The sequence below is a fragment of the Mesorhizobium sp. M0296 genome, assembly GCF_040321675.1.
Lineage (GTDB): Bacteria > Pseudomonadota > Alphaproteobacteria > Rhizobiales > Rhizobiaceae > Mesorhizobium.
On record NZ_JAMYRZ010000019.1, the window covers coordinates 89,975 to 101,806 of the forward strand.

Genomic DNA, 11,832 nt, shown 5'->3' on the forward strand with positions numbered 1-11,832 from the left:
TTCAGGTTCGGAGGTCAAGCGCTGCAAATGATCCTAAGGTCAAGCCCGACTGTTTCCTTGAGATAAGTCAGTGATGCCGCGATGACGATCGATTGGCCTTGCGTTCGCGCGCCTTCGGAGAGACCCGGCTGCACAGCCAATATTTCGGCCTTCACCTGCTGCAGGCGGCTCAGCTTCATCATTTGAGCCAAATCTCCAGGCGCTCCTTTCAAGAAACGGGTTGGGCGCCCGCCACTTTTGGCGGGATCATTGCGGGCGCGCATGTGGGCGCAGAGCTGAGCAAACTTGCCGACCCAGCGTGCTGACCGCACCGCCTGCGATGACACTTCGACCACGTCCTGCACCCGCTCTCCTGGAGTCTTTCCCCCAGAGAACTTGCAATGGACGAGCGTTAGCCGGATCGCGTCAGCTTCAAGCTTCATGCAGACGAGGTCTGCGGCTTCGCCGCTATCGTCGTCATCAAAGACGATGTCATAGCCGGCTTTGATGTACTTCTCTGCAATCGCCCACTGGATGGAGTCCTTGCGTTGCGCGCCACCCTTCCAGATCGACTCCTTCGTCAGATCTACGCCCTTCCAGTCTCGAACCTCGAAGCTTTCCTTGCCGACGACGAGCTCGTAGGGGTTCTGCGGTTTTACGTGCAGGTTCGCGTCCAGCTCCGATAGATCGATGAAACGGAACAGCGGCGGGTAGCTGGAGAAATACTCGGCAAGGGTGCTCTCGATCTTCCCGACCGTCGCCTGAATGGTCTCGCCACCCGTCTGGAGAACCGCAAAATCGTTCTCACCGCCCAGGCGAAACTCGAAATTGCCCCACACACCGCTCGCCGCTTCAACGAGATCGAAGCTGATGGCGTTCTTCGCAACATCGCGGGCCGTAATAACCAGATCGAAGGTTAGCTGCGTCGTCTCCTTCTTCGATGGCGTTTCGAAAGATATCCGCTCTTCTGCCATGCGCAGCATTTCCATCGGCCACTCGATGCTGAGCAGCTCGATGTCGGGGAGCGCTGTCACGACCTCCGGCAAGAGGACGTTGTCGATGAGCTTCGATGTATCGATTCCTTTGTCGATGAGTTTGTCACCGACGCTTTCGGCCCATTCGTTGAACCGCGGCACGGCGCCCATCTCGCGGGACCAGACGCGGCCCTTGACAGAGCAGCCGACGGTCATCTGGCGCCCGTGTTCCCAGCCTTGACCGCTGAGCACTGCCTTCACCGACCCGCTTTTTTCCGCGAGCCCGAGTGCCGTCACGACTTCGGCGCCGGTGTAAGACGCGTAAGAAAGATTGCGACGGCCGTGCTTCTTCATGCCGACGTTCTGGAAGATAAGACGGTTGATGCGCCCCATCGAGCGGAACATGACGTCACCGCTCAGCATCTTCCCTGCCCCTACAGCATGCGCGAGCTTCTCCCATGCCGAGGCGTGATCGGTCGAGGAGAGGTAGAGCAGTTTTCGGGACTTGTCATAGTGCAGGACGAAAAGTGTCCAGATGCGGTCCCTCACCGATTTCGAACGAGCCCATTTCACGGATGGCTCGGTACGCGTCACAAAGAAAAGGGTGGATGAGGGCTCGTGCAGCCATACGCGGTGGGGAAGAACGCCGTCCGGTAGCCCTTCATGGAACTTCTTCGGCGTGAATTGATCGGCCTCGTAGAAAAGCGTGCTGAGGGTCGGCCGCAGCAGCTTGTGCGAAACGGCGATATCGTCCTCGTCTTCGCCTGTGTCGAGGCGTTTTGCTTCGGCAAGAAACTTGATCAGCCGCGCATGATCCTGCGCGGCATCGGAGCTCATTTCACTCAGGAGTTCGTTCCAGTCGGCATCTTCGGAATATAGACGCTCGAGCGCGAGCGAGACGTTGGGCTCTGCGATATTCGCGATGACGGTCGCTTCGCCGATGTTCTTGCCAGCCGAACGGGTAAAGCGCCCCGTGAATTGCAACAGGATGGCGAGGCTCTTGTGCAGATCATGGATGGCCGCGACCTTGAGCTGCGGTAGGTCAAAGCCCTCGCCCAGCATGTTGACGCAAACGGCGATCTTGCTCTCACCTTTGATCAGGCTGGCGATGCGCAGGTGACGATCGGCCTGACGCGAATGAATCAACAGGGGCTTCAAGTCCGGGGCGCGGCCGGCGTAAAGCTTGAGCACTTCCTCTGCGCGATCGATGCTCTCGCAGCGCGCCATCATCAGGTGGTCGAACCCGGCGGTTATGTCGGCGCGGAGCTTGGCGACTGCGGCATCGGCGATCGCGGCATCGGCGCGCGCGGGGCTCGGCTCATAGACCGGCTCGAACGCAATCTTGCGAAAATATCCATCCGCCTGCGCCATGCGCAGCGGATAGCTGTAGATGACTTGCCCATCGACTAGCGTGCCATCGCGCCGGAACGGTGTCGCCGTAAATTGCAGGATCGGTTTGCCGGTAAAAGTCTCGCGAAATTTCGTCCAGCGGAGCGCACCCACGTGGTGCGCTTCATCGATGACGAGGATTCCCGTCCGCTTGACGAGCTCCGGCCACAGAGGCTCCGCACCAACGTCGGCGAGAGAGCTCATGGTCGCAACGACGACATTGCAGCGCTCGAATATTTCGAGGTCGGCAACATTCTTCGGGACCCTTGTGATGACGCCGACTACCGGATTGAGCGCGCCCGGATGCAGAACCTGAAGCCAGCGCAGCAGTCCGAAGGTTAGGAATTTGCCAGCGGTCTGCGTGCGCAACGCATCCGATGGCACCACGACCAGCATCGCCTCACGTGCATAGGCAGCAAGCGCCGAGAGCATGGTTTCGGTCTTGCCGGTCCCGGTTGGCATGACAATCGTAGCGGGCTGTTTGTAGAGACTCCAGTGCGCACCGATCGCGTGCAGGGCGCCGAGCTGCGGAGGACGCAGTCCTCTTTTGTCGGGAGCGACCTTGCCTGCACCATCGGGAAGCTCTCGCCGGAAACTGAACTGGCCATCCCAGCTTTGCGCGCGCTCCTGCAGGACGATGCGCCATCCTTCTTTCACGGCCCGCGCTTCCAGTCCGTCGATGATCTTGTGAGAAAGCCACCGCAGCCCGGTCGTGGTTCTGATAAGCACGCCATCGACACCATCCGGACGCACGATTCTGGTTCGATCAGTGATGACGACGCGCTCCCCACCCTCCAGCTCGTAGACGCTTTCCGAGAGGCGCTTCGAGATTTTGACGTCGCCGACCTTGTCGTACTTGAGGTGACTGGCAGGACGCAGCACGCAGCTGACCACACCGAGCTTCAATCGCACGGGGCCAAGCTCAAGCTGAGGGACATCAAGTTTGGGCGGTTCTACTGAAGCGAACAGATCATTTTGCATGGTGGCTCATCACTTTCGTGTCGTGACGCCTACCAGAGAATTTGCTGGTGAACTGACCGGCCAACGCCAAACTCATGCTCGCCGGGCCGACTTGTCAGCACACGACAGAAACCGCTTCAAGCTCAAACCGGCCAACAAAATGTAAGGCGGCATGGCGAGCGAATAGTGACCACAGTTTAATTTCAAAATATTTGGCCTAGCTCCGGCGTCCTTCAGGCTCTGCATGAACCTCTCCGATAGCTCTGGCAACACCACTTTGTCTCTCCTAGCCAACACAACGTGAAGATCGAGATCAGGCCGTGCCAAACTATGTGCGTAATTCTCCAAGTTAAGTGGACCCCAGGCTCTTCTGAGATCGGTCAGCTCAATCTCAGGCTCAAGGCTATCACGTATCAATCGTGTCGCGCGGCCCGTCCATACCATATCCGCTAGGCTCCCCGCCGTCAGAAACAACGAGGCCTTAGACACAGCCAAGTCGTGTGCCGCGACTATGGCCGCAACCCAGGAACCTAAGCTCATTCCGAGAACCGAAATTTCTCGATAGCCTTCGCTATTCAACCAACGCATGAGTTTTCGCCCATCCAACACTGCCTGCCTTACAGATTGGATCGTTCGACCGAGATTAGGGCTAAGCATATAGTCGGCGTGCACGGAGCCGGGACGGCTGCGTTCGAAGTGATAAGGCATAGCAATCTCGACAACCGTGATGCCACGCTGCGAGAAAAAGTTGGCAATCTGACGATTCCGGGCGCTCGCATTCCAATGGTGAAAAATCACCATCGCCTGATCGAACGAACCGCTTTCTGTGATTTTCGCCCAGACTACATTGTTCTCTTCGATGTCAGTAGAAATGTCCGATGGACATTTGAGCCACCCGTCTTGCCTTTCAAAACCCTGATCGCTCCCGCTCGGCTCATCGAAAAAGGCTGGATCAGCCACGGCCTGGTCGGCAAGGACACAAAACTCCTCGATACTTGTTATCTTCTTCGCACCTGGAAAGGCGCATTCCGCGTCAAGGACGAAATCCGTTGGTTTCTTCCCTTCCTCTCCGCGAAGGGCCCGGCGTTCGTCCCAACGATCGAGCCAACTATGAAACACTCTGATTGTTTCCTAACTCGCTCGCTCGCCAGCGGCCTAATCCTGGATCGAACAGGCCGTATAGTGCGACTAGCACTGAAATGGCCAGAAGGGTCGAAAAGCCGGCAAACGCGTCGATCAACAAGTAGCTGACAACAAGTAACGCCACGACCGCCGACATCTTCCACAAAGGCGCATGAAATCGACCTCCGACACCTAATCGGATGGAGCCATACAGAAATACAAAACAGGTCGAAATAACGATAAGAAGGCTGCTGTAATGCGTCGGCATACGATAGCGGAACCCGGTGCTCACATCATTCCGACCTTGGAACATCGAAGACATATCGCCGACCAACCACCCCACAATATTCTCACCACTGGATGCCAGATAAGAGCTTTGGACCTTCATCCATATGGCGACCAGAACCCCCAAAACAGTACACCGAAAAACCCCACGCATCACTATGAGGCCGGCTTCATTGAGCTCTTGCTGATGATCAACATGCGGCAGCTTCTTCAATCCGTCTCCAATTCTCCAAAGATCATGAACAACCGTATAGAGCAAAATGAGACCTGCGAAGAAAAGATAAAACACTAGGCACATGTATAGATAAGCGAACCCCGTAAAAACGACTGTTTCGGGGACAGATATGACCTCAGGACGCACAAGAGCTATTTTTCCCCAATCCACTGCATAGTTGCCACCCCCCTTCATCAACGGGATCAAGGACACGCCGATCCATTGAAAAAGACCCGCGAACAGCAAGCAAATCAAAAAAACCGACCAATATGTGTACGAGGAAGCGTCAACGTTGCGCAACCAGGCGTCGTCGCTTTCCACCTGATCGCCCTGCGCTGCGAGCTTTCTGCGCCCCTCACTTTTCCAGAAGACCAGCAACTCTATAACGAAGAAGAAAAACAGCGGTAAGAACACCATAAAGTCGAGTGTCCAATTTGCGGCCCAAAGGAATCCAACCTGCTTAACGAGCCCGTCCGCTCGCTCGTAGGTGACGTTGTGGATACCAATGATGTACGACAAAAAGCCGAGGGCGGTCATGCCGGCAAACACCGACGCCGGTAAATTCAGGGGAGATCCGTGACTAAAAAACGCCTCCGATTTCCTCGCCAAACTAAAACGCCGCCTCGGCCCCTTGGCGTCAGTATCCCGTTTTAGCTCTGCCGGAGACGCTGTGTCGTCATCGAAGGTCGCAGCCAGTGCTGTATCTGGAATCACCTGTGCGACGCTGCTTCCGGCTCTCTTCCATTCTCGTCTCTTGGCCGATAACCGCGATTGCGCCGCACTAAGCTCCATCTGCCATTCGCTGGTTGCCACCGGATCATCGCACCCAAAAACCCTCGCCAGCCAACGAATATTGGCAGTGCTAATTCCCTTCTCGTTCTCTTGAAACCAAAGCTGCACCGTTCGCAGATCGACCCCAATCCGGTTGGAATCGATCTGTGAAATCGCCTCTGCGAGAAGCTCGGGCGTCCATGGGCCTGCAGGAAACCCGTCCTTGCCCAACGGCCTACCAGCACCCGCCGCGGCCAGCCGCTTGAATATTTCTTTGAAATCACTTTCGTCTCCCGGCGGAGGGAGAAATATTTTTCCATTCTTAATCAATGGCTTACAGGCGCTGCTTTCGTTTCGTTTCGCTGGCCTTCGTATCCTATCGTGCTCTCGTCCTTGATCAACGTTTTTATCAACTCGAGTTTGGCCGGGGTGGCTGGGGCGGAGTGTGCCCGCATGAGGAATGAAGCCATGCTGAGCCTAGGAAAATCTTCAAATGACCTATCCGGAGTCAACCATTTCACTCGGCAGAATCGCACGGCTATTAATGCTGGGGCGCGGCTCGGCACCCTGGCCGACATAACCGAACGACATGTCGCAGCTCAAAGAGCGGCCAAAGCGTTGCGAGAGACTGAAAAGGGGCCCGGGGCTGGCGACGTGATCGCGTTGGACGAGGCCGCGGCGCGGCGCGACGTGATTGCGTATCAGCCCGCCGATCACCGGGACTCCATCGGGAAGCTGGTATACATCGCGGCATATTTGATCGCGAGGCGGGAGCGTCTCGAGGAATGGGAAATGGCGACGGTTATGGAGATGGCGGCACCTTTTGGGTGAGGTGATCGCCATCATGGTGGTGAAAAAGCCAGCTGAAAAGCGGGCTTTTTCATGCCACAGGTGCTTGCGGGTCAAAGTCGATCTGCTCTTCCATGAATCAACCTGATCGCACCGGCCTGCACGGCACCGGTCAAGCATCCCCAAATCAAAGCGGCGATGAAGTTCCAGCCGAAAAGCAGGGCAATGACGAGGCAGATCAGACCTGTCGCACAGACTGTGGCGTAGTCGAGCAGTTCGTCTTCCATTTTCAGCAACACCTGTTTTCGTCGGCCTCGCCGTTCGAGAACGGCGGCGAAGGCCGGCTAGTCGATGGTAGCGATCCATTCGCCTGATGCACCTTTTGCAAACCCGACAACGCGATCCAGCGGCTGCGCCTGTGGTGACATCTTGATTGATGTCATGCACGAAACTCCGGGGCCGCTGCTGTTCTTGTCGCACTGGCCGAGAGCAAGCGAGATCTCGGGCATGTTGTTGCGGTCCCAAACGAGCGGCGAAGCTTGCTGTGCCTTCTTGAAGGCGGCCAGTGCTTCATCCACCGTCGGCGCTTCGACGATCGGGGCTTGCGGAACAGGGCACACGAAGGATCGGCCGAAATAGCCGCTGTGAGTTCGGCCTTAGAAAGTGCCTGTGCTTCGACGCCGGGCATCGCAAGCCAGGTGCCGCCAGCGCCGGCCAACAAGCCAACGGTGGCGGCAATCGCGAGAAGTGCGTTTTGGTTCACGCTGGAGTCCTCACCTAAAGATTCAAATTGAACCAGTGGCGTTGTTTTACGCCTTGGTCGTTCGGGATGTCGAAATACCAGGGATCGGCGCGGCGGGGACGCATTGACGAAATTTCTTTAGTGCAGCTATCGCTTCCGTTGTCACTGTCACGACCAGCGCGACGAACGGGAATAGTGAGGCCATTTTTGTCGGCCTGGCTGTTAAACCTCGATTTGCAGACATTCACGGTCTTGACGCACTGATCGGGGACGCGGCGATTGCCTTCCTTGCCCCGCTCGCTATAGCCGACCTTCGAGCCTTCCGGGCAGTCTGCGTACTCTTGGCGGCCAGGTTCTCCAGCCTTTGCTTCGTGGCAAATCGGCCAAGAGAAGCCTGGCTTCGCCATGGCGCGAATGAGTTTCGTCATTGGCGGAACGCAGTAGGAGACGCCATGCCAGGACGGACTCTGCGAGGCAGCACAGAGCAATACTTGGCAACCCCAGGAGGCATCTTGAGCCTTGGCGGCGGTAGCAGGCAGGATAGCGACGGCTGCTAGGCCGGCTGCGGCATAAAGCAGGTTTTTCATGTCAGGTGGTCCTCTCGATGGTGACTGCCGGTGTCGCCCAATCGACATGGAAATTGTCGATGGGTAGGGAGGGCTGCGCTCGATCGCCGGCGGCGTAGATGATGGCGGCGATGATCGCGAAGGCTGAGAACCAGAAGATCCCTATGCGGAACAGGAGCGGGTGGTTGAGGATGTCCCGGCACAGTGGCGGGAAAGCAAAGAGCCCAACCAGGAAGCTGTCGAATGCGAGGTTGCGTTGACTTTGAAAAAGGATCGACACGGCGAGCAGCAGCACAGCAAAGGGGCCATGCGCCCACCAGATTCGTGAGGAAAGGACGATCAGCGCGAACGATATCGGAATGGCAACCAACAAGCTTGCCAAGGGATCGTTTGCGATGGAGTTCGCAATATGGGCGAAGTCTGGCAACTATCGGTCTGTCCTCTTCGGTTTTTTGCGAGCGTCGGCGAAGGGAGGCGAAATTTCGCTTTCCCGTTCTGCAAGAAGTTTGAAATCAGCGATTGGCCGGCGATCTAAGGTCTTGTCCACGGCCTTACGTCGCCACTCGTTCATGTCGAGAACGTAAGTCGCCCACATGCCGTAACGAGCCGCCATGGCGTGACGCTGATAGGTGATGTACTGGCCGTTGTAGGGATAAGGGGTTGCGACCCGCGCCCAGCCGACGCGGAGCATTCCGAGCGCGAGATCGCGGCCCGTTACGATGCATCGCGCGGATGGCACGCCATCATGGTCATAGCCGAGAACGGTGCATTCGACGGATTTATTACCGACGGTTCGTTTGAGCCAGGCCTTGGCAAATGGACCACAAGGAACCGGTGGCGGTGCTTTGACGCGGTCACGGTCTTCCCATTTCGGATTGAGCGCCCATTGGGGCAGCTCGCAAGCATCGATGTCTGCGAGACGAATTCCCTGAGCGAATTTGGGATACCAGAGGGTGCGACCGTCTATGACGGCGACGCGCCCTTTGAAGACGGGGTAGACGGGAGCGGGCACGACGGCGCGCGGCTCACGGCGGACTGGAGCCGGGCTCCTGATGTCGGCAGCCATCGCGGGGGTCGCGATGGCTGCCGCAACAATGACCGTAGCGACGGCGGTTATTTTCATTGTTTTGCTTTCTTGGCTCGCTCGTTGGCCGAGCGGCTCAGAAGGACGGCCGGGTGTTGGACGTCTTGGAACTGCCACAAGCCAGCCCGCCTTTCGCGGGCGTCCTGTTCGGCAACGGCATAGGGAGGATGAAAGGGCAGGCCTTCGGCGTTGAGCGAAGCGAAGGCATAGCCGCTGGCAATCATCATTGTAGCCAGGTCGAGCCGGTCTTTGCCCACCGTGGCGTAGCAGACGACATAGGAGAGGTCGGCCGTCTTGGCCACGGGAGTACACACCGGTTTCGTGTCCTTGATGTAGGCGGCGAAAACGGCCAGCGAAGCATCGCCACAGTCGCGCTTTTGGCCACTCTTGTCGGTATAGGCCGTACCACGTAGGCAGGATTGGACGCCGAAGAGGCGGTATTTCTGTCCGTCTGAAACCCACGTATCGCCAGTTTCGAGCGTGATGCCTGGCTGAAGGTCGAAATAGCCAGCCGGGGCGGCTGATACTGCCGCCGGAGTCAACGCGACGCTAAGAAGGGCGAGAAGCCGTCTCATTGCGTTTTTATCCGTGGATCGGACCACATGCCGTATGATCCCGTCTTGCCGATTTCTTCGGCCTTGGCGAGATCCGGGCGGACGTATGTTCCGTCCGGTTTCTTGGCGAGCCGAAGCGCTCCAAGTGACAAAAGCTGTTCTTCGAACATGTCGACAGTGTCGAGGCTGCCGGGGTAGTTGTAGTAGCCGTAGCAGGTCGCATTCTGCTTCGCGGCGTTCTGCTCACTCACAAACGCGCGGCAGAAAATCACCTTCGGGCTTTTCAACATGATCTGAAGCTGCTCTTGGGCGAATGCTGAGCACGCCCCGGCAAAGTCTTCCTTGCGGTTGACCATCTCGCCCTGACACGGCTCGAGCCCGAAAAGATGCAGCGTTGTTTTTTCATCAACGCGAAAGTCTGTAGGGGAGACGGCCTTGTAACCGGCCTGAGACGCATATCCCTTGCGGTCCACGATCTTGCCGGAACCGTCGTAATACTCGACGACCAGCACCGTCTTGCCCGGTGCAGCCAGCGACTTGATGTAATCCTTGTTGATGTCTTCCACGGACAAAACCGGTGTTGCCATGACGCAACTAGCGAGTGTGGCGATGATGGTACGTTTCATTTTCTAGCCCTAACCATCCCGGTGACATTGGATTCCCCGCAAGAGGGGGGTTTAAGTATGGTGCAAAAACTTGTATCACTACACCAAATCGGTATCATGCATCTACGAACTTAATCGGTTTTCGTTGCAATCTCAACACCGCAAGTTAGGCGGGGGACGATGATCAGAAGGGCTAGAATTGAAGGTGTTTCGCGATTGGCTGTAATGGCAGGCGCTGTAGCCTTAAGTGCCGCTGGACCAATAGCGTCAACGGCTCAAGAATCGCAGAAACAAGCCGAATTTGTTACGAATATGGCAGCTGCGGCGCCGGTCAATGACGCTTCGATCAGCGCTATTTTCGCAAACCGGTGGGGTAACGCAAGCGGTGAATTCGTGCTTGGCTCTGACGGCGTGGTCGTACCCGAAACGGCCTCACCCTCGGGGGCCGATCAAGATAACCCTATTGGTAAAGTAGCGATTGGCTTTGCATCTAATAAGATTACCAATAATGTTACCGAAATGGGTAAGCTGGCGAATGGAGGGATTGCCCATAATGGTGTTGCCGCGCCGACAGCCACAAGCACGGCAAACGTGCAAAATTGTGGGCCGTCCCCGCTAAGCCCTGCGGAAATCAAGAGTTTGGTCGTGGAAACGGCTCGTCGGCATAAGGTCGATGAAGTTTTCGCCACTGCCATTGCCTGGGCTGAAAGCGGATTTGACCAGACCCGCAATTCGGACAAGGGCGCGCGCGGCCCAATGCAGCTGATGCCCGGCACTGCAACACGCTTTGGTGTCGAAGACGTTTGCGATCCTGCGCAGAACATCGAAGGCGGCATGAAGTACCTGCGCGTGCTGCTCGACGAGTTTCAAAATCCTCTGCTGGTGGCGGCTGCCTACAACAGCGGGGAGCACCGGATTTATGAGCATGGCGGCATCCCACCGTTCAAAGAGACGGTCGGGTACGTCGCCAAGGTGGTGAATTACCAGCTCGGTCTGGCAATGCCGTCAGCCAGGACAATGACCAGAGCGGCCGCCCCTGCGGCGATCGCTGATGCGGGTGATGACGGCAACGCCGGCGTCATTGCCGTGAAGAAAACCGGCAAGTTTGTCGGCGGTGTGATGCACTTTTGAAGGAGAGAAGGCATGAAGTGCTTTGCGGATAAGGGTACGGGGATTAGCGCGCTGAAGCTGGCTGCCTTACTCGGGCTGGCAGCGGCGATTCAGGTTGCAGGCGCCGATATGGCGCTTGCGCAAGGTAGCGGCGGCGGAAGCGGAGCTTTCGCGCCGCTGCAAACGGCCGTCCAAATGATCGTCGATTTCATTACCGGTCCGTTCGGCCGGTTGCTGGCGATTATTGCCGTGATCGGTCTTGGCTTCCTGGCATTCGCCGGCCGTCTATCATGGTTCACGGCTGGGGCCGTGATCGTGGGTATCGGTCTCGTGTTCGGCGCTCCGTCGATCGTCGACGAAATGATAGCGGCCGTCGGTCAGTAAAATGGCTGAGTACGAGGACGAAAAGCCAGCCTTGGCCCCGTTGGTGATCGGCCTGACCCGATCGCCGACGCTTTGGGGCGTGCCGTACATGGCGGTCGTCATCATTGTCGGCGTCACGATCATTGGCTGGCTGGCTTCGAACTCGTTGTGGGCGTTGTTGGTCGCTCCGGCGGCGTATCTCGTCCTTTTTTCACTTTGCGCTTGGGACAGCAGGATTTTGGACGTGCTGCAGGTGGCGTCGCGGATGACGCCCCGCACCCGGAACAAAACCTTTTGGGGCACCAATTCCTACGGACCGTAACCA

General features: G+C 57.3%; 14 protein-coding genes. 4 read left to right on the top strand and 10 right to left on the bottom strand.

The features are described 5' to 3' along the window. Window positions 1–14 precede the first annotated feature (14 nt). From NKI97_RS19300 to NKI97_RS19310, 3 genes are all read right to left on the bottom strand, one after another. Window positions 15–3,323, bottom strand: coding sequence for a DEAD/DEAH box helicase (locus NKI97_RS19300; protein ID WP_352835971.1), 3,309 nt, complete (start codon window positions 3,321–3,323; stop codon window positions 15–17). 72 nt (window positions 3,324–3,395) lie between these two features. After that, window positions 3,396–4,421 carry an RcgR family putative quorum lactone hydrolase gene (locus tag NKI97_RS19305; RefSeq protein ID WP_352835974.1) on the bottom strand — a complete coding sequence of 342 codons (1,026 nt, stop codon included), beginning with the start codon at window positions 4,419–4,421 and terminating at the stop codon, window positions 3,396–3,398. After that, window positions 4,411–6,024 carry an RcgA family putative transporter gene (locus NKI97_RS19310; RefSeq protein ID WP_352835977.1) on the bottom strand — a complete coding sequence of 538 codons (1,614 nt, stop codon included), beginning with the start codon at window positions 6,022–6,024 and terminating at the stop codon, window positions 4,411–4,413. The genes NKI97_RS19305 and NKI97_RS19310 overlap by 11 nt, the downstream gene beginning before the upstream one ends. A 123-nt stretch (window positions 6,025–6,147) precedes the next feature. Between NKI97_RS19310 and NKI97_RS19315 the strand changes: the two genes are divergently transcribed. Beyond that, window positions 6,148–6,525: a hypothetical protein gene (locus NKI97_RS19315; RefSeq protein ID WP_352835978.1), complete on the top strand. Its 378-nt coding sequence runs from the start codon at window positions 6,148–6,150 to the stop codon at window positions 6,523–6,525. A gap of 71 nt (window positions 6,526–6,596) precedes the next feature. On the opposite strand, the gene NKI97_RS19320 is transcribed toward NKI97_RS19315, so the two are convergent. From NKI97_RS19320 to NKI97_RS19350, 7 genes are all read right to left on the bottom strand, one after another. Further along, window positions 6,597–6,770 (bottom strand): hypothetical protein, encoded by a 174-nt coding sequence (locus NKI97_RS19320; protein ID WP_158302502.1) that lies wholly within the window; start codon window positions 6,768–6,770, stop codon window positions 6,597–6,599. 57 nt (window positions 6,771–6,827) lie between these two features. Continuing rightward, the gene (locus NKI97_RS19325) at window positions 6,828–7,061 is read right to left on the bottom strand and encodes a hypothetical protein (protein WP_352835981.1); all 234 of its coding nucleotides are present in this window, start codon (window positions 7,059–7,061) and stop codon (window positions 6,828–6,830) included. 199 nt (window positions 7,062–7,260) lie between these two features. Beyond that, on the bottom strand, window positions 7,261–7,812 hold the full coding sequence (locus NKI97_RS19330; RefSeq protein ID WP_128169478.1) for a hypothetical protein: 552 nt from the start codon (window positions 7,810–7,812) through the stop codon (window positions 7,261–7,263). A gap of 1 nt (window position 7,813) precedes the next feature. Beyond that, the gene (locus tag NKI97_RS19335) at window positions 7,814–8,218 is read right to left on the bottom strand and encodes a hypothetical protein (protein ID WP_352835985.1); all 405 of its coding nucleotides are present in this window, start codon (window positions 8,216–8,218) and stop codon (window positions 7,814–7,816) included. Next, a complete protein-coding gene (locus NKI97_RS19340; RefSeq protein ID WP_352835987.1) occupies window positions 8,219–8,914 on the bottom strand; it encodes a thermonuclease family protein in 696 nt (231 codons plus the stop codon). Then, window positions 8,911–9,450 carry a thermonuclease family protein gene (locus NKI97_RS19345; protein ID WP_352835990.1) on the bottom strand — a complete coding sequence of 180 codons (540 nt, stop codon included), beginning with the start codon at window positions 9,448–9,450 and terminating at the stop codon, window positions 8,911–8,913. The genes NKI97_RS19340 and NKI97_RS19345 overlap by 4 nt, the downstream gene beginning before the upstream one ends. After that, window positions 9,447–10,055, bottom strand: a complete 609-nt coding sequence (locus NKI97_RS19350) for a hypothetical protein (protein ID WP_352835992.1) — start codon at window positions 10,053–10,055, stop codon at window positions 9,447–9,449. Before NKI97_RS19350 ends, NKI97_RS19345 begins: the two co-directional genes overlap by 4 nt. A 159-nt stretch (window positions 10,056–10,214) precedes the next feature. On the opposite strand from NKI97_RS19350, the gene NKI97_RS19355 reads away from it, so the two are divergent. From NKI97_RS19355 to NKI97_RS19365, 3 genes are read left to right on the top strand one after another with little or no spacing between them, the layout of a single operon-like run. After that, on the top strand, window positions 10,215–11,165 hold the full coding sequence (locus tag NKI97_RS19355) for a lytic transglycosylase domain-containing protein (protein WP_352835994.1): 951 nt from the start codon (window positions 10,215–10,217) through the stop codon (window positions 11,163–11,165). A gap of 12 nt (window positions 11,166–11,177) precedes the next feature. Beyond that, a complete protein-coding gene (locus NKI97_RS19360; RefSeq protein WP_352835997.1) occupies window positions 11,178–11,528 on the top strand; it encodes a TrbC/VirB2 family type IV secretion system protein in 351 nt (116 codons plus the stop codon). 1 nt (window position 11,529) lies between these two features. Next, window positions 11,530–11,829 carry a VirB3 family type IV secretion system protein gene (locus tag NKI97_RS19365; RefSeq protein ID WP_352835999.1) on the top strand — a complete coding sequence of 100 codons (300 nt, stop codon included), beginning with the start codon at window positions 11,530–11,532 and terminating at the stop codon, window positions 11,827–11,829. Window positions 11,830–11,832 lie beyond the last annotated feature (3 nt).

Coding starts and splice junctions, on each gene's coding strand:
- NKI97_RS19355 (WP_352835994.1), top strand. CDS start 10,215: ATGATCAGAAGGGCTAGAATTGAAGGTGTTTCGCGATTGGCTGTAATG.
- NKI97_RS19300 (WP_352835971.1), bottom strand. CDS start 3,323: ATGCAAAATGATCTGTTCGCTTCAGTAGAACCGCCCAAACTTGATGTC.
- NKI97_RS19330 (WP_128169478.1), bottom strand. CDS start 7,812: ATGAAAAACCTGCTTTATGCCGCAGCCGGCCTAGCAGCCGTCGCTATC.
- NKI97_RS19315 (WP_352835978.1), top strand. CDS start 6,148: ATGAGGAATGAAGCCATGCTGAGCCTAGGAAAATCTTCAAATGACCTA.
- NKI97_RS19345 (WP_352835990.1), bottom strand. CDS start 9,450: ATGAGACGGCTTCTCGCCCTTCTTAGCGTCGCGTTGACTCCGGCGGCA.
- NKI97_RS19320 (WP_158302502.1), bottom strand. CDS start 6,770: ATGGAAGACGAACTGCTCGACTACGCCACAGTCTGTGCGACAGGTCTG.
- NKI97_RS19365 (WP_352835999.1), top strand. CDS start 11,530: ATGGCTGAGTACGAGGACGAAAAGCCAGCCTTGGCCCCGTTGGTGATC.
- NKI97_RS19340 (WP_352835987.1), bottom strand. CDS start 8,914: ATGAAAATAACCGCCGTCGCTACGGTCATTGTTGCGGCAGCCATCGCG.
- NKI97_RS19360 (WP_352835997.1), top strand. CDS start 11,178: ATGAAGTGCTTTGCGGATAAGGGTACGGGGATTAGCGCGCTGAAGCTG.
- NKI97_RS19350 (WP_352835992.1), bottom strand. CDS start 10,055: ATGAAACGTACCATCATCGCCACACTCGCTAGTTGCGTCATGGCAACA.